Source organism: Burkholderia sp. BCC1977 (assembly GCF_905339595.1).
GTDB lineage: Bacteria > Pseudomonadota > Gammaproteobacteria > Burkholderiales > Burkholderiaceae > Burkholderia.
In genome coordinates this window covers 40,653-58,136 of sequence record NZ_CAJPGQ010000025.1, presented here as the reverse complement: position 1 = coordinate 58,136, position 17,484 = coordinate 40,653, and the positions used below count along the sequence as shown (strand labels likewise).

General features: G+C 65.9%; 19 protein-coding genes and 2 pseudogenes. 13 read left to right on the top strand and 8 right to left on the bottom strand.

What is annotated here, in order from left to right; genetic code table 11:
• Position 1 precedes the first annotated feature (1 nt).
• Both U5771_RS21015 and U5771_RS21010 read left to right on the top strand, forming a co-directional pair.
• Entirely contained in the window at positions 2-694 is a 693-nt protein-coding gene (locus U5771_RS21015) for a C39 family peptidase (protein ID WP_322025752.1), read from the top strand.
• 8 nt (positions 695-702) lie between these two features.
• Entirely contained in the window at positions 703-1,413 is a 711-nt protein-coding gene (locus tag U5771_RS21010) for a hypothetical protein (RefSeq protein ID WP_322025751.1), read from the top strand.
• A 118-nt stretch (positions 1,414-1,531) separates the two neighbouring features.
• Here the strand turns inward: U5771_RS21010 and U5771_RS21005 are convergent, their stop codons facing one another.
• Positions 1,532-2,908: an acetate kinase gene (locus U5771_RS21005; RefSeq protein WP_322025750.1), complete on the bottom strand. Its 1,377-nt coding sequence runs from the start codon at positions 2,906-2,908 to the stop codon at positions 1,532-1,534.
• 509 nt (positions 2,909-3,417) lie between these two features.
• On the opposite strand from U5771_RS21005, the gene U5771_RS21000 reads away from it, so the two are divergent.
• The 3 genes from U5771_RS21000 (at position 3,418) to U5771_RS20990 (ending at position 4,790) form a co-directional block, all read left to right on the top strand.
• On the top strand, positions 3,418-3,555 hold the full coding sequence (locus tag U5771_RS21000; protein WP_322025749.1) for a hypothetical protein: 138 nt from the start codon (positions 3,418-3,420) through the stop codon (positions 3,553-3,555).
• Between the two features lie 188 nt (positions 3,556-3,743).
• A complete protein-coding gene (locus U5771_RS20995) occupies positions 3,744-4,109 on the top strand; it encodes a hypothetical protein (protein ID WP_322025795.1) in 366 nt (121 codons plus the stop codon).
• A gap of 114 nt (positions 4,110-4,223) precedes the next feature.
• A complete protein-coding gene (locus U5771_RS20990; RefSeq protein ID WP_322025748.1) occupies positions 4,224-4,790 on the top strand; it encodes a hypothetical protein in 567 nt (188 codons plus the stop codon).
• A 30-nt stretch (positions 4,791-4,820) separates the two neighbouring features.
• On the opposite strand, the gene U5771_RS20985 is transcribed toward U5771_RS20990, so the two are convergent.
• Positions 4,821-5,696 (bottom strand): LysR family transcriptional regulator, encoded by an 876-nt coding sequence (locus U5771_RS20985; protein WP_044848057.1) that lies wholly within the window; start codon positions 5,694-5,696, stop codon positions 4,821-4,823.
• A 161-nt stretch (positions 5,697-5,857) separates the two neighbouring features.
• Between U5771_RS20985 and U5771_RS20980 the strand changes: the two genes are divergently transcribed.
• Together U5771_RS20980 and U5771_RS20975 are read left to right on the top strand one after the other, a co-directional pair.
• Positions 5,858-7,177 carry a DUF3422 domain-containing protein gene (locus tag U5771_RS20980; RefSeq protein ID WP_322025747.1) on the top strand — a complete coding sequence of 440 codons (1,320 nt, stop codon included), beginning with the start codon at positions 5,858-5,860 and terminating at the stop codon, positions 7,175-7,177.
• Between the two features lie 34 nt (positions 7,178-7,211).
• On the top strand, positions 7,212-7,415 hold the full coding sequence (locus U5771_RS20975) for a hypothetical protein (protein ID WP_322025746.1): 204 nt from the start codon (positions 7,212-7,214) through the stop codon (positions 7,413-7,415).
• A 76-nt stretch (positions 7,416-7,491) separates the two neighbouring features.
• Here U5771_RS20975 and U5771_RS20970 read toward each other — a convergent pair whose 3' ends face one another.
• The 5 genes and pseudogenes from U5771_RS20970 to cynR form a co-directional block, all read right to left on the bottom strand.
• Entirely contained in the window at positions 7,492-9,498 is a 2,007-nt protein-coding gene (locus U5771_RS20970) for a phospholipase effector Tle1 domain-containing protein (RefSeq protein WP_322025745.1), read from the bottom strand.
• A 14-nt stretch (positions 9,499-9,512) separates the two neighbouring features.
• Complete coding sequence (locus U5771_RS20965; protein WP_322025744.1) at positions 9,513-9,968, bottom strand: DUF3304 domain-containing protein; 456 nt, start codon at positions 9,966-9,968, stop codon at positions 9,513-9,515.
• Positions 9,969-9,985: 17 nt separating this feature from the next.
• Positions 9,986-10,285 carry a hypothetical protein gene (locus U5771_RS20960; protein WP_322025794.1) on the bottom strand — a complete coding sequence of 100 codons (300 nt, stop codon included), beginning with the start codon at positions 10,283-10,285 and terminating at the stop codon, positions 9,986-9,988.
• Between the two features lie 113 nt (positions 10,286-10,398).
• Positions 10,399-11,772: pseudogene (locus U5771_RS20955) on the bottom strand (type VI secretion system Vgr family protein); the annotation flags it as partial.
• 208 nt (positions 11,773-11,980) lie between these two features.
• A complete protein-coding gene (gene cynR / locus U5771_RS20950) occupies positions 11,981-12,877 on the bottom strand; it encodes a transcriptional regulator CynR (protein ID WP_322025743.1) in 897 nt (298 codons plus the stop codon).
• 113 nt (positions 12,878-12,990) lie between these two features.
• On the opposite strand from cynR, the gene U5771_RS20945 reads away from it, so the two are divergent.
• The 5 genes and pseudogenes from U5771_RS20945 (at position 12,991) to U5771_RS20925 (ending at position 15,673) form a co-directional block, all read left to right on the top strand.
• Positions 12,991-13,650, top strand: coding sequence for a carbonic anhydrase (locus tag U5771_RS20945; RefSeq protein WP_322025742.1), 660 nt, complete (start codon positions 12,991-12,993; stop codon positions 13,648-13,650).
• A gap of 30 nt (positions 13,651-13,680) precedes the next feature.
• Positions 13,681-14,151, top strand: coding sequence for a cyanase (gene cynS / locus U5771_RS20940; RefSeq protein WP_322025741.1), 471 nt, complete (start codon positions 13,681-13,683; stop codon positions 14,149-14,151).
• A gap of 110 nt (positions 14,152-14,261) precedes the next feature.
• Positions 14,262-14,729 (top strand): nucleoside deaminase, encoded by a 468-nt coding sequence (locus U5771_RS20935; RefSeq protein ID WP_322025740.1) that lies wholly within the window; start codon positions 14,262-14,264, stop codon positions 14,727-14,729.
• 213 nt (positions 14,730-14,942) lie between these two features.
• A pseudogene (locus tag U5771_RS20930) lies at positions 14,943-15,071 on the top strand (putrescine ABC transporter permease PotI); the annotation flags it as partial.
• 167 nt (positions 15,072-15,238) lie between these two features.
• Positions 15,239-15,673 carry a GNAT family N-acetyltransferase gene (locus tag U5771_RS20925; protein WP_322025739.1) on the top strand — a complete coding sequence of 145 codons (435 nt, stop codon included), beginning with the start codon at positions 15,239-15,241 and terminating at the stop codon, positions 15,671-15,673.
• Between the two features lie 179 nt (positions 15,674-15,852).
• Here U5771_RS20925 and U5771_RS20920 read toward each other — a convergent pair whose 3' ends face one another.
• Positions 15,853-16,443: a GNAT family N-acetyltransferase gene (locus U5771_RS20920; RefSeq protein WP_322025738.1), complete on the bottom strand. Its 591-nt coding sequence runs from the start codon at positions 16,441-16,443 to the stop codon at positions 15,853-15,855.
• Between the two features lie 363 nt (positions 16,444-16,806).
• Between U5771_RS20920 and U5771_RS20915 the strand changes: the two genes are divergently transcribed.
• A complete protein-coding gene (locus U5771_RS20915; RefSeq protein ID WP_322025737.1) occupies positions 16,807-17,466 on the top strand; it encodes a M24 family metallopeptidase in 660 nt (219 codons plus the stop codon).
• The last annotated feature ends 18 nt before the right edge of the window (positions 17,467-17,484 follow it).

The following is a 17,484-nucleotide window of genomic DNA, read 5'->3' as shown; positions in this document are numbered from 1 at the left end:
GATGAGACAGGTTGCCGCAGCGTGCATCGCGGCACTCGCGTGCGCGCTATCCGGCGCGGCTGCACAGGCGGACGAGATGACGGTCGTCGATCCGGCGGGCGCCGGCTATGCGATGCACGTCACGAGTCTCAAGGAAGCGCGCTTCAAGCGCACCGTCAAGCAGCAGTTCGATTTCAGCTGCGGGTCGGCTGCCGTCGCGACGCTCTTGACTTATCAGTACGACTATCCGATGACCGAGCAGACCGCCTTCGCCCAGATGTGGGAGAACGGCAATCAGGAGAAGATCCGCCGGCAGGGCTTCTCGCTGCTCGACATCCGGCGATTTCTCGACGCGCACGGCTTCGTCGCGGACGGCTTCGAGCTGCCGTTGCAGACGCTCGCGAAGACGCACACGCCGGCGATCGTGTTGATCACCGAGCACGGCTATCACCATTTCGTGGTCGTGAAGGGGCTGCGGGACGGGCGTGTGCTCGTCGGCGATCCGGCCACCGGCACGCGGCCGATGTCGCTGGCGAGTTTCGAGGGGAAGTGGGAAGACCATGTGATTTTCGTGATCCACAACCGGCCCGAGCGGGCGGTGTTCAACGATCCGCGTGACTGGCGCGTCGCGCCCAGCGCGCCGCTCTACACCGGCATCGCCCGCGACGGCCTGTACAACGTCGTGATGCCGAAGCACGGGCCGAGCGACTTTTGAGGACCGTCATGAGATCCGGGACCAGGAAGATCGCCGGCATCGCCGCGATGGTGTGCGGCGGGGTGACGTCCGTGAGTGCGGCGGCGCTGCAGGACGGCGCGCCGGCCGCGACCGTCGAGGCGGTCGCGCAGACGGGCGGCGTCGTGCCGGCATCCGGCACGAACGCGGGCGCCGATCCGGCGCCTGCGGAGTCGCGGGCCGGCGTGGCGCCGCTCCAGCGTGCCGCGCCGCTCGCGACGGCGGAGTGCGCGGCCGGGCCGCCGGCCTCGGAACCGGGCGACGCGCAAGAACGGCACTGGCCGGCAACCGGCGCGATCGCGCTCAGCGACGCGCGCCTCGATGCGATGCGCGGCGGCTTCGATCTGCCGAGCGGCCTGAAGGTTTCGTTCGGCGTGTCGCGTGTCGCGTTCGTCAACGGCAATCTGGTCGCGACGACCAACTTCAACATCCCGGACATCAGTCATATCACCGCGCAACAGGCGCAGGCGCTGGCGGCCGCGAATGCGGGCGCGCTGATCCAGGTTGGCGCCGGCAACGCCGCGCAGCCCGCCGCGCTGCCGGCGCTGACCGGCGCGGTGATCCAGAACACGTTGAACAACCAGCACATCCAGGCGGTGACGACGATCAACACGACCGTCAACACACTGTCGATGTTCAAGAACCTGAACGTGATGTCGACGCTGAACAATGCGCTGATCGGCGCGTTGCCGGGACGATGAAGGGGCGATGAAGGATCGGCGAGCAACCGATGCATCGCAGGGGAACGGCCGATGAGCGGGCAGCGGCACGCCGGGGCGGGCGTGCGTCGCGCGGCCCGCCGTCGGCGCCGTCCGGCGATCAGAAGGCAATCGGCACGCGCAGCGTCATGACCACGTCCGGCGTGTCGCGCGTGAGGCCGGCGCCGATCGAGAGATTCAGCGTGGTCTTCGGCGACAGCCGGTACGAGTAACCGAGGAGCAGCGAGCCGAGGATCACGCGCACCGAGCTGGGCACCGTCTGGCCGTTCTGTTTCGTGGGCAGCACGATGCTCTGGTCGTAGCCGAGGCTCACCGCCGCTTTCTCGTTCAGCGCGAGGCCCATGCCGATATTGAAACCCCAGATGTCGCCGGGCTGCACTTTGCCGATGAAGTCCTTCTGGCCATCGCGAATCGTGAGGCTGAGATTGTCGCGGCTGAAGCTGTGCAGATAGCTCAAGTTGCCGAAGAACACCACCGGATCGGACGGAAAGAGCCACGTCAGGCCCGGCTGGACCGCGTAGAAGCCGGAGCCCGTCGGCTGCTCGAGCGGCAGGCCGGTGCCGGTGGCATTGCCGACGCAGCGCGTGACGCAATCGGTGACGACGTCGAACGGGCTCTTGCCGGTGGCGGTCTTGAAGCGCAGCCAGCCGATGTAATAGAACTTGTCGGGGCCGCCGGTATTGAACTGGTAGCGCAGCGTCATTTCGACGTCGCCGAGGCCTTTGCCGTGGCTGTTGAACGCGTTGTCCTGGGCGGAGCCGGTGAAGATCTCGCGGCTGATCGTGTCGTTCGTCGAGTACACATAGGGAACGCGGACCTCGACTTCCATCCGGTTGCTGATCCCGTAGCGCACCGCGACCGCGCCCGTCAGCGTGGTCGTCTTGACTTCCCGCACGTCGACCAGGCCGATCAGCAGCGCCGGGATGATCGTGTAGCCGACGAGTGCGACGCGGTTCGACGACGAATAGCTGAACTGGAACGACGGCTCGACGACGAACTTGTGCTTCGGCGTCAGCACGCCGGGCTGATCGAAGATCGGCGCGACGGGCGGCGGTGCGGTGTCCGCCACCGGCGCCTGGCCGACCGGCTGGCTCGGCGGCGTGGCGGCCCCGGCCGCGGATGGCGCGTTGCCGGGAGCATTGCCTGCCGTGCCGGCCGGGGTGCCCGGGTTGTCCGTATTGGCCTGCGGCGCCGCGTCGCCGGGGCTGCCGGCATCACCGGGGCCTGCCCCGCGCCGCGCCGCGAGTTCCCGATTGTCCAGCGCCCGGCTCAGGCGCGACAGATTGGCTTCTTCGTCGGCCAGTTTGCGCTTGAGCGCGTTCAGTTCCTGCAGGTGGTGATCGACTTCCTGGCGCAGTGCGGAAATGTTTTCCTGCGTCGACTGGGCGTCGAGCGATTGCGCCTGCGCCTGGGCCTGAAAGAGCAGCACGCTTGCATAGCTGATGGCATGGATGCAGCGAAATGGCATGCGTTTCACGGTGCGTCTCCACGATCGGGCCTGCGGTTCCCCGGCGCATACCGACGGCAGGCCGGCACGCGCGTTGCCCCGGATCGTTTCGCTTCGCGTCACGTCACGCGTCCGCTGAACGCGCGTTGCATCGCACGCGAGCCAAAGGCTGGCTCGCCGGCTGCATCGCGGCAGCATCGATGTGCGTGATCGAACGCAATGAAACTTCGGCAGCGAGGCCGCGCGCCGACACTCGATCGTCAATGTGCACAACGTCACCACAACGTCACGTAGTGCCGGCCGAACGACGCGGCGGCAGTTCTCACGAGGCTAGTGCAGGCCGGCATCGAAAACCAACCAGACAAACCCTTGCTCGCGGACGGTGGACAACGGACGACACGGCGACACCCGTTTCGCGGGGATTTCCGTCAATACCGAATGCACGTTTCGAGCCTGTGCGCGCGGGCCGCGCGGCGTGTTCATGGGCGTGTTTTCCCGTGTGCCGGCGGGCATTGTTCCGGCCGGCCGATGCCTGAGGCTTGCCGCCGTTGCCGCCGGCCGACCTCGAGCTGCATCGCTCGCCCGGCATCTGCGATCCGCTGACCGACGATCTGGTGTCGCTGATCGAGGCGCTGGTCGACGAGCGGCGGCGGGCGTCGCTCGAGGCATTTGCGTAACGGGAAGCGCGCCGCGCGGCACCGGCGGAAGCAACCGCGGCGGATCGCGGGCAATCGGCGCGGCCGCTGCGACGCGTTGCCCGGCATGCCGTTTTTTGCACCGCGATCCCGTTTTTTTGCACGGTCTTTATGCCGTGTCTTCTAAGCTCGGGATGTGTCCAACAGCCGGGACGCCCGCCGTCCGCGCCATGACCGCCATCCATCCCGCACCCGCCTTCGACGTCGCCGGCCGCCGGCTGCGCGCCGGCGCCCGCTGCACCGTCATTCCCTTTCCGCCGCCGCGCCCGCGCCTGCATCTGCCCGTCACGCTGACGGCCGGCACCGGCGCGCTCGCGCACGCCCGGCTCGCGGCGCTGCTGCATTCCCCGCTCGGCGTGTATGTGGTCAGCGCGCGCACCGTGCGCGACGTGATCCACGTGCAATTCGACATCGCGCCGGAGGATCTCGACTTCACGCTGCACATGCTGATCGCGCAGCAGGCCGATGCCGTGATCGGTCCCGTTGCCCGGCGGTTGCGGGTCGGCGCGCCGGTTCGCCCGGCCGGGGAACGCTGATTGCTTGTACGGTTTGCCGCTGTTGCGCCGGCCGCCGTGCTGTTCGCGGGCCGGCCGCGGCGGACGTTCGCGCGCCGCTTCGCACGCGGCGCCGACCCTCGACAGGGAGGATTCATGTACCTCGCGGAAGAAGTGCCCGCCGCGCGTCCGGCAAGCGGCCGCGTGCGCGCGGCGACGCTGCCGTCGGGCACGCAGCTCGCCCGGCAGTTGCGGGTGACGGTTCGCGCGGCGGATGTGCTGCTGCGCCAGGCGATCCGGTTGCCGGATCGCCATCAGTGGTCGGTCGACTTCGAACGCGTCGACGCGGCCGGCGGTCCGTTGGCCGCCTGGGATTCGCACGTGACGCTGCGCATCGCGAAGGCGTTCGCGCCGTCGGTCGATGCGAACACGCGCGCCGGCGATCCCGACCAGGTTGCGGTCGAGATCCGGCTGTTTCTTCCGGAGCAGGCCTATCTCGGCGAGCAGCGCGTCGGCATCTTCGGCCGGCGGCACGGCAACCGGTTCGGCGCGACGCTGTCGGTGACGGCCGGGTCGCAGTGGGGCGGCCGGTGCAACGAATGCATTCCGCCGATCGGTCGGCACGTGCGCGGCGACACGCTGGAGGCGCTCGTCGACATGGTGGCGGGCATCATCAACGCGGCCTTGTTCGCGGCCGGCCATCCGCGCCCGGGCGGTTCGTGACGACGCAGGCGGCGCGCGCCTGACCGTGGTTCAGGCGTCGCCGGTCTGGCCGGTTTGCCGCTGCAGGTCTTCCATCAGCTGTTCCGCGAGGAAGTCGCACGGCGGGCGCTTCGATTTCGTGCTGCGCGCGAGGATCAGTTCGAGCGGCGGCAAATCGGGCAGCCCGTGCGAGCGGCCGAGCATCGACAGTTGCGCGGGAATCGCGCAGCGCGCGAGCGGCGCGACCGCGAGGCCGGCCTCGACCATGCTGAGCAGCCCGAGCAGGCTCGGGCTTTCATACGAAGTGCGGAACGGCAGCTTCGCGCGTTCGAGGCTGCGAATCGCGTTCTCGCGCGCGACGCTGCCCGGCATGAACACCGCGATCGGCAGCGGCCGTTCTTCCCACACGCGCGGCCCGTTCGTCATCGCGGCCCACGCCATCGGCTCGTGGCGGATGAAGTCGCCGGACAGCCCCTTGATGCGCGTGCCGCACACGAGATCGACGGTGCCGTCCTTCAAGAGCGGCGCGAGCGCGCTGCTCGGCAGCCCGATCACCTGGATCTCGACCTTCGGATAGGTCGCCGAAAATTTCTTCAGCACCGACGGCAGCAGCGACGACGCATAGTCGTCCGGCACGCCGATGACCACCTTACCGGTCACTTCCGGCCGCACCACGGCCGCCCACGCCTCGTCGCGCAGCGCCAGCATTCGTCTGGCGAATCCCAGCAGCACCTCGCCTTCGCGCGTCAGCACGATGCTGCGCGGCTTGCGCACGAACAGCGGCCGCCCGATCGCGTCCTCGAGGCTCTTGATCTGCATGCTCACGGCCGATTGCGAGCGGTTCACCGCTTCGGCGGCGCGGGTCATGTTGCCGGTTTCCGCGACGGCGACGACGGTGGCCAGCACGTCGTGATCGAGCATCTTCATCGGTATCAGGAAAACTGAACGTAACGATCAGCATTATGCGTTTTTATTGTCGCTGTGTGTCTGCCATAGTGGAAACAGGCCGGCCGTATCGCTCGATGCGGTGCGGCCGTCACGCCGGCGTGCCCGGCACGCAGCGCCGAACAGGGAAGAGTGGTGTACCGATGATGGATCATCCGTTGCGTGCCGCACTGGCCGCGGAATTGCATGCCCGGCCGTTCCTGCGGCTCGCCGAAGCCGTGTCGCTCACGCATTACGCGATCTACGCGGACGGCCAGCCCGACATCCACGAAACGCTGCTGCACGCGCTGTGCCGCGACACCGGCATTGCCGTGCCGCAGGACGGCGCGACCCACTACGCGGTGCAGTCGCCGTCCGGCTGGCACCTGAAGTGGGAACGCCACACCGAATTCTCGACCTTCACGTTCGTCGCGCCGCGCCGCGACACCGGCTATTTCGACGATCTCGCGATCGAAGGGATCCCGGCCGCCTGGTTCGCGCGGCTCGCGGGCATCCGCTTCGTCGCGGTGCGCATGGAGTTGCTGTCGGGCGATGCCGCGCGGCTCGTGTGCGGCGACCTGCGCCGCTGGATCGACGGGCCCGCGCTCGTCGGCAGCAACGTGCTCGGCGGCGGCAAGGTGTTCTGCGACTGGCATGTGCGCGACGACGGCTTCATGCGCTTTCTCGTCGTCGACGAGGATTTCCGTGAGGAGCAGGGCGGCCGCCTGCTGCAGCGCCTGTACGAAATCGAGACCTACCGGATGATGGCGCTGCTCGCGCTGCCGGTCGCGCGGCGGATGAGCCGCGAGCTCGACGAGATCCACGCGGCGCTGCACACGCTGATGCAGCGGATGGACGCGAGCGGCGCCGACGGCGACGACGCGGCCCTGCTCGTGAAGCTCACGCATCTCGCGGTGCGGGTCGAAGCGCTGTCGGGGTCCGGCGGCCGCTTCAGCGCGTCGCGTGCCTACGAAAAGCTCGTGCTGGCGCGCATCCACGAACTGCGCGAGGAGCGCATCGAAGGGATGCCGACGATTGCGGAATTCATGGAACGGCGCTTCGCGCCGGCGATGGAAACCTGTCGCAGCGTGTGGGCGCGTCACGAGCAGATCGCCGGGCGGATCGCGCGCGCGGTCGACCTGCTGCGCACGCGTGTGAACCTCGCACAGGAAAAGGACGTCACGCGTTTGCTGGCCGGTATGGAGCGCACCGCGCGCAATCAGCTGCATCTGCAGCACGCGGTCGAAGGGCTGTCGGTGGCGGCTATTTCGTACTACGTGCTGTCGCTCGCGACCGCGGCGTTCAAGGCGCTGCACGTGATGAACCTGCCGGTCGATCCCGAGCTGGCGGAAGGCCTGCTGATCGCGCCGGTCGTGTTCGCGGTGATTCACATCACGCGACGCACGCGCGCGCAGCTCGCGCGGTCGGAGGCCGCGCATGACGGTGCGCCCGTGCAGGTGGCGGCGTTGAAGCAGGTCGGTTAGGCCATTAAAAACACAATCAAGGAAAGGAGTGGAGATGACTTTTTCGCAGAATCAAGCGGGTTTTTACAGCGGTTTCGATGCCGCGTTCGACGAGCCGGCATCGGACGATGCCGGTGTGCCGGAAGCGGCGCGCGTGACGTCGTATCAGGCCGTGCTGCAGGAACCGATGTCGTCGCTCGTCGGGAATACGCTCGATCGGCCGGATGTCGCGGCGGTGGCGATTCTCGGGTACAACTGACGCGGGGTTGATCGTGTGTGCCGCCCGGCTGCGTAGGCGGCCGGGCGGCTTTGTTGATTGGCGCGGTGTGTCGTACTCAGTCGCCGGAGAGGTCACCGATCGACGCGCCGTGCGGAATCTGGCCGGACGTGACCTGCCGGACGTATTCGTCCTGGGCATCCTGGATGTTCTTCGAGATGTTGCCAAGGACTTTTTTCATGTAGTCCTTGGCAGCGTCGGTCTGGCGTGCCATCCAGCCCTTTTCCTCGATTTCGCGCAATGTCATAAACACACCGTCGCCGAGCGCCACGTTATTGAGTCGCGTAATCGTGTTGTGCACGAAATTGTCGAAGAATGCGATCACTTCCGGTGTCAGCGTTGGCGGGTGCACCCATGCTGTGGCCAAGGCACGCACGGTCTTGTCCGAGATGTCGTCGACTGTTCGGCGTTCGCCGAATGTGTATCGCGGGACCTTGGTGTTCGGATCCTGGCTCTTGTAGTACCAGTCCCGGCCCTCGTAGTTGGGCAAGCCGCCTCCATGCGGGAAGACCGCGTTGTAGACGTCGGCATCGACGGTGTTGATGAACAGGTTGTTGCCGGTGCTTTCATGCGCCGTGCGGTCATGGACGTAACGCGCCCACGACACGAACAGCTTCTGGTGCTCGAGGAAATGCGTTTCGAGCGGGCCGTTCGATTTCGGCAGCATCGCGGTGTAGGCCGCGAAGAGATCATTAACCGTGAGATTCTTTCCGTTGACGTTAACGGTCTTCTGGAAATCAAATTCACGAGCGACCATCGGGTCGGTTTCTCGAAGTTTGGCGAGTGGCAGCAACGGTACACCGGCTGACCATGCCCGGTCGAGCATATTCCGGGCGGATACACGCGCCAGTTCAGCCGACTTGCGATCCTCTCCTTCATGAAATCCGCCTCCTACATCTGCCTGACTGCCTGGATAGACGATCTCCAGGAGGTTTGCATGATCGGAAGATTTTCTGGGGGAATCCAGATTTTTATAGAAACGCAACTCCGTCGCCGCGACGTGGTGGACGATCGACTTGAACTCCTTTTGGATATCGTATTCACCAAGCGTTTGCTTGGAAAGGCTGAGGAATACGCTCAGTCCCTTGATGGTGAGGCTGGCGCCTTTCCCTGCGGCCGGCACCACGCCAAGCACGGGGGCGACTGCCTTTGTGAATATCGAGTCGGCATAGGATGTCGAAACGCAATCAAACAGCCCCATGAAGTCGAATTCGACGGGTATTCCTTTGTATGCCGGCTTCCCGTCTTTTGTCTTGCATACCTTGCCGATTAATTCGTTTGCGAATTTCCGGGCGATGGTGCCGCCTCTGTCGTAACCGAAAACTGCGACACGAATGCGTTTTATTTCACGAGGATCGCTGGTGGCACGGTCAACATTGGCTTCAAAGTCAGCAATCGCCTGACTAACACGAACGTCGAAGCCGGTGCCCAGGTAGGCTGCCGAGAATTCAGTGTCACGGACCGCTGGAACCGCGTCGGCCACGGTCGATATCCCGGCAGGAATCAGATCAACACCAATCTTTTTGACTGTAAAGGATTCCTTCAGGGATTTTTTTATGGTGTCTGGGGCGTTGCTGATGGCATCGAGTATCGACGATTTAGCGTGTGAGAATATCGATTGATTCGCGCGATCAGAAATCAGGCGCTTTCCAATATCGTCCCTGACCTTTTTGACAGGGTTATCGATACCTTTTCCTTTGGCTTCCTTGTACAGCGCGGAGCCCGTATCGGTTGCCGCCTTCTTGAGCGTGCCTACTGTCTGGTTGGGCAATTCCCGCCCCATTCCTGCATAGTACGTTCGGTAGATGCCAGTCGAATTATCGCTTTCGATGTGGGCCTTATACAGGCGCGCGATATTCGAAGGATTCTCGTCATCGAGGCTTTGTCCGAAGCCGTCAAAGAAGAAGGACTGGTAGATTTCCTGGTGGCAACGGAAGCATGGGCTGGGAGCGGAAGCTGGAAGTTGCGTGCTGACGCTGGCTGCCCGCGTGGCGCGTGCCGCGCCTGCATTGGCGCTAGATTGCGCTGGCGTTGCGCCTTGTGCTGGGATCGTATCGTTAGGCATGCTTTCCTCCCGGCTTACTGCAGATTCGGATTGTGCGGATCAGTCGGTCGCTCGGCCCATCGCGCTTCAATCTTTTGCTTCGGCAAGAAGAAGAATTCGATATATCCGTCGTGCTTGTTGGGAAGCGGCGGAATAGCGATGTCAGTCTCGAATACGTCGCCGGGCAGATTGTTTTTGTATTGCTCTTGCGTCAGCTCATACTTGAGTTTGATATGCCAAGTCTTCTTGCCCCGAGGCACGTCCATGCAGCATACGGTTCCGCCACCTCCACCGGGCTTGTTCGCACGGACGTTGCCTGCGCCAAATTCGTCAATCTTGACGCTGTAGATGCTGCGATCGGTGAAGTTGTAGCCAATGACACGGTACGGGCCATAGCTCGAGGTCTGCGCATGTACCAACCATGCCCCGCCAAGCAGCAGCACTGCAATGACAATCGGGTTGCGAATGAGGCGGCGAAGAAAATTCGGCATGTGATTGTTCCTGTCGTTCAGTTCGTCGCGGACGACGCATTGCTCGTTGTATTCGGGTTGCGGAGCGTGGCCGGGTACTCGCCCCATTCGGCTTCGATCCGGCGGTCGGGCAGGAAATGAAACTCGATGAAGCCGTCGTGCCTGTTCGGCAAAGTTGGGACGGCAATGTCCGTCTCGTAGACTTGCGGCGACAGGTTCCTGGCGTCTTCTTCGGGGGGCAGGTCGTACGTGATCTTGATGTGCCAGGTCTTCGTGCCGCTCGGTACTGCCATGCAACAAGCCGTGCCACCGCGGCCACCGAATTGACGAGCGCGCACGCTGCCTGCACCAAAGCCGTCGACGACGAAGCTGTAGATGCCTCGATCGGTGTAATTGAAGCCCGCGACGCGATAGGGACCGTTGCTCCCGATTCGAGCCTGCGCAATCCCGGCGCGCGCTCGTCGCCTTCATTCTGGCGATCCCAGTGGAACCGGACCTTGATCCGGTTCAATTCGTCGGTGTGGACTTCTTCGCCCTTCGGCCCCGCGACGGTCGCGGTTTGCAGATGCATCTCGGGTTTCGGGTGCTCGAACGGGCTGCGGAACGGTACCGTCTGGCGCTGTGCCTCGATTTCGACGAGATAGAAGCCTTCGCTGCCGTCGGCGTGGCGCACGGTCATCGCGCCGGCTGCGTCGCCGAGCTGCGCCTTCATCGCGTCGAACTGCGCGGCCAGGCCGTGCGGGAAATGCGACGGCGTAGCCGGAATGTTGTTCCTGATCCACCACTCCGTCTCGACGACGGCGAACCGGTTGCCGTCCTGTTCGGCCGGCGGGTGGGCCGCATGGCCGGTCAGCTCGAACACGCGGCCCGCGTCGATGCCGCGCATCCCGCCGATTCCGTGGAAGCGCTTTGCGCGCGATTCCCATTCTTCCATCCGGATGGTCGACTGGCGGTTGCCGTTACCGTGGGCGCCGTACGTATAGGCGCCCGTATACGTGTAGACCTCGGTCTGGTTCGGCAGGTCACCCTGGTCAGGCCGGGTCGGTACGTCGGTGCCCTTCGGATTGAGTGCCGTGCCGGGTGACTTGTAGTCGAACGTGCGCGTCGTGTAGTGGCTGCTCTGCAGCGTGCGCGAGCCGGACCACTGGACGAGCGCCTGGGTCTCGTCGCCCGAGGCCGCGCGCTGGAACGGCACACGTGCCGGCGCGGCGGCGGGCAGCGAACGGAGCGAATCGGTGATCACCAGCGTGTGGTGCGAGCCGTCGCCGGCCTGCTCGAAATAGCCGAACAGGCCTTCGTTCTCGAGCAGGCGATGGACGAAATGCCAGTCGTCCTCGAACTGCATGCAGAACGACCGGTTCTGCAGCGGCGCGGAAAGCGCGAAACGGAACATGCCGGCGGCTTGCGGATGCTGGTTGAACACATCCGTCACGATTTCGTCGGCAGTGCGATCCTGCCAGATGCGCTGGTCGCGGCGGTACCGGAGGAAGCCGAGCCACGACATGAAACGGATCTGGTACGCGGTGATGCCGCCGTCGGAGCCGAGCCGGCGCGCCGTCTGCACGTAGCCGTGCCATGGCAGGCAGGTGTCGCCTTGTTGTTCGATCCAGAGCGTGACGGGCTGTGCGATCAGCTTCTTCAGCTCGATGTTGTCGCGCGTCGAGACGGCGTCGACCGTCAACGTGAATTCGCGGCCGAGCCGCGACGTGCCGTGAACAGTCTGGGGCAGCAGCACGTTCTGGCCCAGCGGCGTATCGAGCTTGAGCAGGCGGCCTTGCTGAAACAGGCCGCCCCCGATCGCGCGAACGAGTTCTTGTGGATTCATCGTCGTGGCCCTCTTGGATCGAGAACGATGAGCAGGCGATTCGATCGCCGGATTTATCGCAGGAATGCTCTCGGTTGGCGATTTTACCGGATAAATCACACCATTTCGGCATCGGGTTGTCGGCTTGTATCTGGGGCCGGAGCCGGTGCGAATGAGCTGCGGGGAGGTCGTCGACGGCGTCGCATATGCCCACCGCCCGTCGCTGCGGTCATCGCGTGCGCGTGGCCGCCCCGGCGTGCTGCACGAGCGCCAGTTCGACGAACGCACGCGCCGCGGCGCTCCGGTACGCCCCCTTGCGCTGCAACAGCACCGCCGTACGCCGCAGCACCGCCGGGTCGAGCGCCACGGCGACGAGATCCTCATGCTCGGCGGCGATCGTCGCGGGCAGCAGCGTCGCGAGATTCGTGCGGCGCACGATCTCGAGCACCGCGCCGATCGAGTTGGCCTCCATCAGCACGCGCGGCCGCACGTCGTGCTCGCGGAAATAGCGGTCGATCTGCCCGCGTGTCGCGAATTCGGCCGTGAGCAGCACGAGCGTCGCGTCGCGCAGCGCGCGCTGGCCGGCCGTGCGCTTTTTCGCGAACGCATGCCGGCGGTTCACGACGAGCGCGAGCGTCTCGACCAGCAGCGTCTGCACTTCGATATCGGCGGTCTGCACGTCCTCGAACGCGATACCGACATCGAGCGCGTCGTCGACGAGCTGCGACTCGATGCGCTCCTGCGACATCTCGTGCACCGACAGCGACACCTCCGGATACCGGCCGTGGAACGCTTCGACGAGCGGCCCGACGAGATAGGTCGTGAAGGTCGGCGTCACCGCGATCCGCAGCGAACCGCGGCTCAGGTCCTGCACGTCGTGAATCGCACGACTGCCTTCCGCGAGATCGTGCAGCGCCTGCCGCGCATAGCGGAAATACACGTCGCCCGCGTCGGTCAGCCGCGTGACGCGGCCGGTGCGGTCGAACAACTGCGCGCCGAGCGTGTCCTCCAGCTGGCGGATCTGCTGCGACAACGCGGGCTGCGACACGTGCAGCGCGGCGGCCGCGCGCGTGAAACTGCGATGCTCGGCAACCGCCAGGAAGTAGTTGATATGGCGCAGCAGCATGTCCGTTCCTATAAGTCGTGCTTATCCGGTGGATCATAAATCAGTCTTTTACCTTATTGGAAGCCGGGCGTAACCTGCTCTTCATCGATCCCGCACACACCGGAGGCCACGCAATGAAGGACATCATCGACGGATTTCTGAAGTTCCAGCGCGAGGCCTATCCCGAGCGCGCCGCGCTGTTCCACGATCTCGCGCGCCGGCAGAACCCGCGGGCGCTGTTCATCTCCTGCTCGGACAGCCGGCTCGTGCCGGAACTCGTCACGCAACGCGAACCGGGCGACCTGTTCGTGATCCGCAACGCCGGCAACATCGTGCCGTCGTACGGCCCGGAGCCGGGCGGCGTGTCGGCGTCGGTCGAATACGCGGTGACCGCGCTGCGCGTGACGGATGTCGTGATCTGCGGCCATTCCGATTGCGGCGCGATGACCGCGATCGCGACGTGCAAGTGCATGGACCACATGCCGGCCGTCGGCCACTGGCTGCGCTATGCCGACTCGGCCCGCGTCGTGAACGAGGCGCGCACGCATCGCAGCGAGCGCGAGCGCATCGACGCGATGGTGCGCGAGAACGTGATCGCGCAGCTCGCCAACCTGAAGACGCATCCCGCCGTGCGGCTCGCCCGAGAAGAAGGCCGCATCGTGCTGCACGGCTGGGTCTACGACATCGAGTCGGGTTCGATCGACGCCTACGACGGTGCGACCGGCCGGTTCGTTTCCCTCGCCGAGCATCCCGGCGTTTGCGCAACGCCCGCGGCGCTGTCCGCCGCGGCCTGACACCTTTTTGCCGACCTACGAGGTATTGCCATGATCCAGTCCCAGCACAGCCAGACCGCGCGCCACGCGCTCGCCGAAACCGTCGTCCTCGCGAAGGCGCGCAAGAACCTGTCGTTCGCGCAGCTCACCGAAGGCACCGGCCTGAGCGAGGCGTTCGTCACGGCCGCGCTGCTCGGCCAGCACGCGTTGCCGGCCGCTGCGGCGCGCAGCGTCGCCGACAAGCTCGGCCTCGACGACGACGCGGTGCTGCTGCTGCAGACGATTCCGCTGCGCGGCAGCATCGACGATCGCGTGCCGACCGATCCGACCATCTACCGCTTCTACGAGATGCTGCAGGTGTACGGCACGACGCTGAAGGCACTCGTTCACGAGAAGTTCGGCGACGGCATCATCAGCGCGATCAACTTCCGGCTCGACGTGAAGAAGGTCGACGATCCCGAAGGCGGGTCGCGCGCGGTGATCACGCTCGACGGCAAGTACCTGCCGACCAAGCCGTTCTGAAGCGGACGCCGCGCCGCTGCCGGCAGGGTGCGCGGCGCGGCTTCCGCCCGACGTGCGCCGGCCACCGGCGGCGCACGGCTTAGCCCATCCGTTTCAACGAGGACACAGCCATGGATTTTGTGAAACGCACGATCGATCTCGCGATGAAGAACGTGGAAGAGGGCGGCCGCCCGTTCGCGACGGTGATCGTCCGCAACGGCGAGATCGTTGCCGAAAGCCCGAACCTCGTCGCGCAGACCCGCGACCCGACCGCGCACGCGGAGATCCTCGCGGTGCGCGACGCCTGCCGCAAGCTCGGCACCGAGCACCTGACCGACTGCGAGATCTACATCCTCGCGAGCCCGTGCCCGATGTGCCTCGGCTCGCTGTACTACTGCAGCCCGAAGCGCGTGATCTACATCACGACGCGCGAGGACTATGCGCCGTTCTATCGCGACGACCGCAAGTATTTCGAGCTCGACACGTTCTATGCCGAGTTCGCGAAGCCGATCGACGCGCGCCGCCTGCCGATGGTGCAGCAGAAGCACGGCGACGCGATTCGCGTCTATCAGCGCTGGAGCGAGCTGAACGCGAAGTGATCCGAGCCGCGCGACGCAACTGTCGCGACGGCTCGTTTTCCCCACCCCTCCGCTTCGCCCGGCGGCCGTCGAGCCGGCCGGGCGCCTGCCTCCGCATGACAGCGCGGGGGCGTCCCGCATTCCCCGTTTTCCCGCCCTTCCGAACATCGATTCCGTTCAATGTCCGGAACGGAAATCCGCGATCCATAAAGTTTTTGACGGGTTTGGAAATTCGCGCTGGCGACGCTGTTCATCACGGCGGTGACGAGCGGCGTGATCGGCGTGATCGTCGTGAACCAGATGATGATCGCGCGCGAGCGGCGCCGGGTGGCCGACATGAAGGCGGCGTTCGCGGCGGCCTGAGCGGGTTGTTCATTGCGTGATGAAACGGCGGGTGCGCGATGCGCCCGCCGTTGGTCTTGCTGTCATGACCGACGCGGCGGCGTGCGGCCGGCGGACGCGCTATAGTCGTGCGACACCCGCCGCGGACGCCACGTGTCCGGCGGCCCGCTCACGCACGCCTTCACGCCATGACCGCGCATCCCGCCGTTTCCCTTCGGCTGACCGATACCGAACAGCCCGCCGCACGCGACTTCATCAGCCGCAAGCTCGGCGAATTCAATTACGCGATGACGGGCCGCAGCGACACGGCGGCGCTCGACGTCTACGTGACCGATCCCGCGACCGGCGAGGTCCTGGGCGGCCTCACCGGCCGCACGTCGCTCGGTCTCTTCTTCATCGACCTCTTTTACCTGCCGGAATCGCTGCGCGGCGGCGGCTTCGGCAGCAGGCTGCTGCGCGAGGCCGAAGCGGAGGCGAAGCGGCGCGGCTGTGCCCGCGCGGTGCTGTACACGATTACGTTCCAGGCACCGGATTTCTACCGGAAGCACGGGTACGAGGCATTCGGCGAAGTGCCGTGCGAGCCGGAAGGGACGGCGCGCGTGTTCATGGTCAAGACGCTTTGAAGACGCTCGCCTGACGTCACCGCTGCGGCGTCGCGCGCCATCGCGACGCGCTCGCCGCTCCGGACGTCTGCCGCGGTGCGACGACGGCACGCTGCCGCCGCCGTTCCCGCGCGGGTTCGTCGTCGCGGCGTGGAAGTCACGCGACAGCAAGACCGGAGCGGGGCGCAGGCCGTCGTCGGTCAGGACAGCGGCCGCATCGATTCCGGATCGACCGTCCGGCTCTTCGCGCGCTGCCCGTCGCGCAGATCCTTGTACCAGAAGAGGGCGACTTCCCCGTCGTTCGCGCCGTCGGCATACAGGAAGCGGTCGTGGCCGCCCAGGACGAAGCCCGCACGCGCATACGTGCAGCAGGCCGCGACGTTGTTCGCCTGCGTTTCCAGCCGCATGAAGCCGAACCCGCGGCTGCACGCCCATGCTTCCGCGGCCGCCAGCAGGAACTGGCCGATCCCTTGCCGCCGGCAGCCGCGGTCGACCGCGAGTTCCGCGATTTCGGCCATCCCGTTCCAGCTTTCGGTGATCGCGACGAATCCCGCGAGGCGTCCGCCCGCGGTCGCGCGGAACAGCGCGGTGCCGCCGGACGCCTCGCGCGCCCAGCCGGTCGGGTCGAAGCCGTAGTCCTTGCGCCGCACGGGGAGCGCGCGCAAATCGAGCAGATCCTGGTACGGCGCATTCAGCTCCCACGCGATCTCGAACGAAAAGTCGCATCCGTTCAGTTCGTCGGCGGGCAGATCGGCCGCCTGTTCGATGCTGATGTGCTCGGCTCGGTCCATGTGTCGGTGTCCTGTCTTCAGCGGGATTGCCGGGTATTTCCCCGTGGCGGGCGGCGCCGCCCTGCGGTGAGCCGGATCGTGCCCGTTCCTGGTTTGAATTGCTGCGCTCGCACAATGTTTCCCCCTGGCGGCGCGGTTCGACGCCTGATTATGCGGGATATCGGCGCGGACGTTGCCGCGCTTGGGCCGACGGCGCGGGATCGCCGGTCTCGGCCGTGCCGCGCGTTCGCCGGCGCGCTGTTGCGCCTGGAAGGAGGATGCAACCCCACCATGCCTCGCCGCGGAACGCGATATATTCCACGGTGCATATCGAAACGATAATCGACCGCACCGACCCACATTCACCAGCACGGGAGCACCATTTTGAATTCGACGCAGCGGGAAGCCGTCGGCGAAGCGTTTTCGCTCGACGCGATGCAGCACGCAAGGACCATGACGTGGCAGGCCGTCGACGCGATCGCCGCCGGCATCCGGCCCGGCATGCGGGAATCGGAAGCCAACGCGCTGGGGTTGCGCGTGCTCGAGGAACTCGGGATGGACCGCATCTGGCATCCCGTCATCGTCCGCTTCGGGGAGAACACGCTGCGCACGTTCAAGGAGCGCTCGGTCGCCGACCCGGTGCTCGCCGACGACGACATCTTCTTCATCGATCTCGGCGCCGTCTGGGCCAGGCACGAAGGCGACGCGGGCGCGACCTTCGTCCGCGGCGACGATCCGGACAGGCTCGCGTGCGCGCGGGCCGCGCGTGTCATTTACGACGAAGTCGAGCACCACTGGCGCACCACCGGATGCGCCGGCATCGCGCTGTACGCATTCGCGGCGACGCGCGCCGAGGCGCACGGCTTCCGGCTGAACGTCGACATCAAGGGCCATCGCGTCAGCGACTTCCCGCACGCGATCTACAGGGCCGGCAATCTCGGCGATTTCGACGGCGCACCGGCCGCCGGGCTGTGGATCCTGGAAATCCAGATCGCGCACCCGACACGGCCGTTCGGCGCGTTCTACGAAGACCTGCTCGTGTGAGCGCGCGCGGGGCGGCGG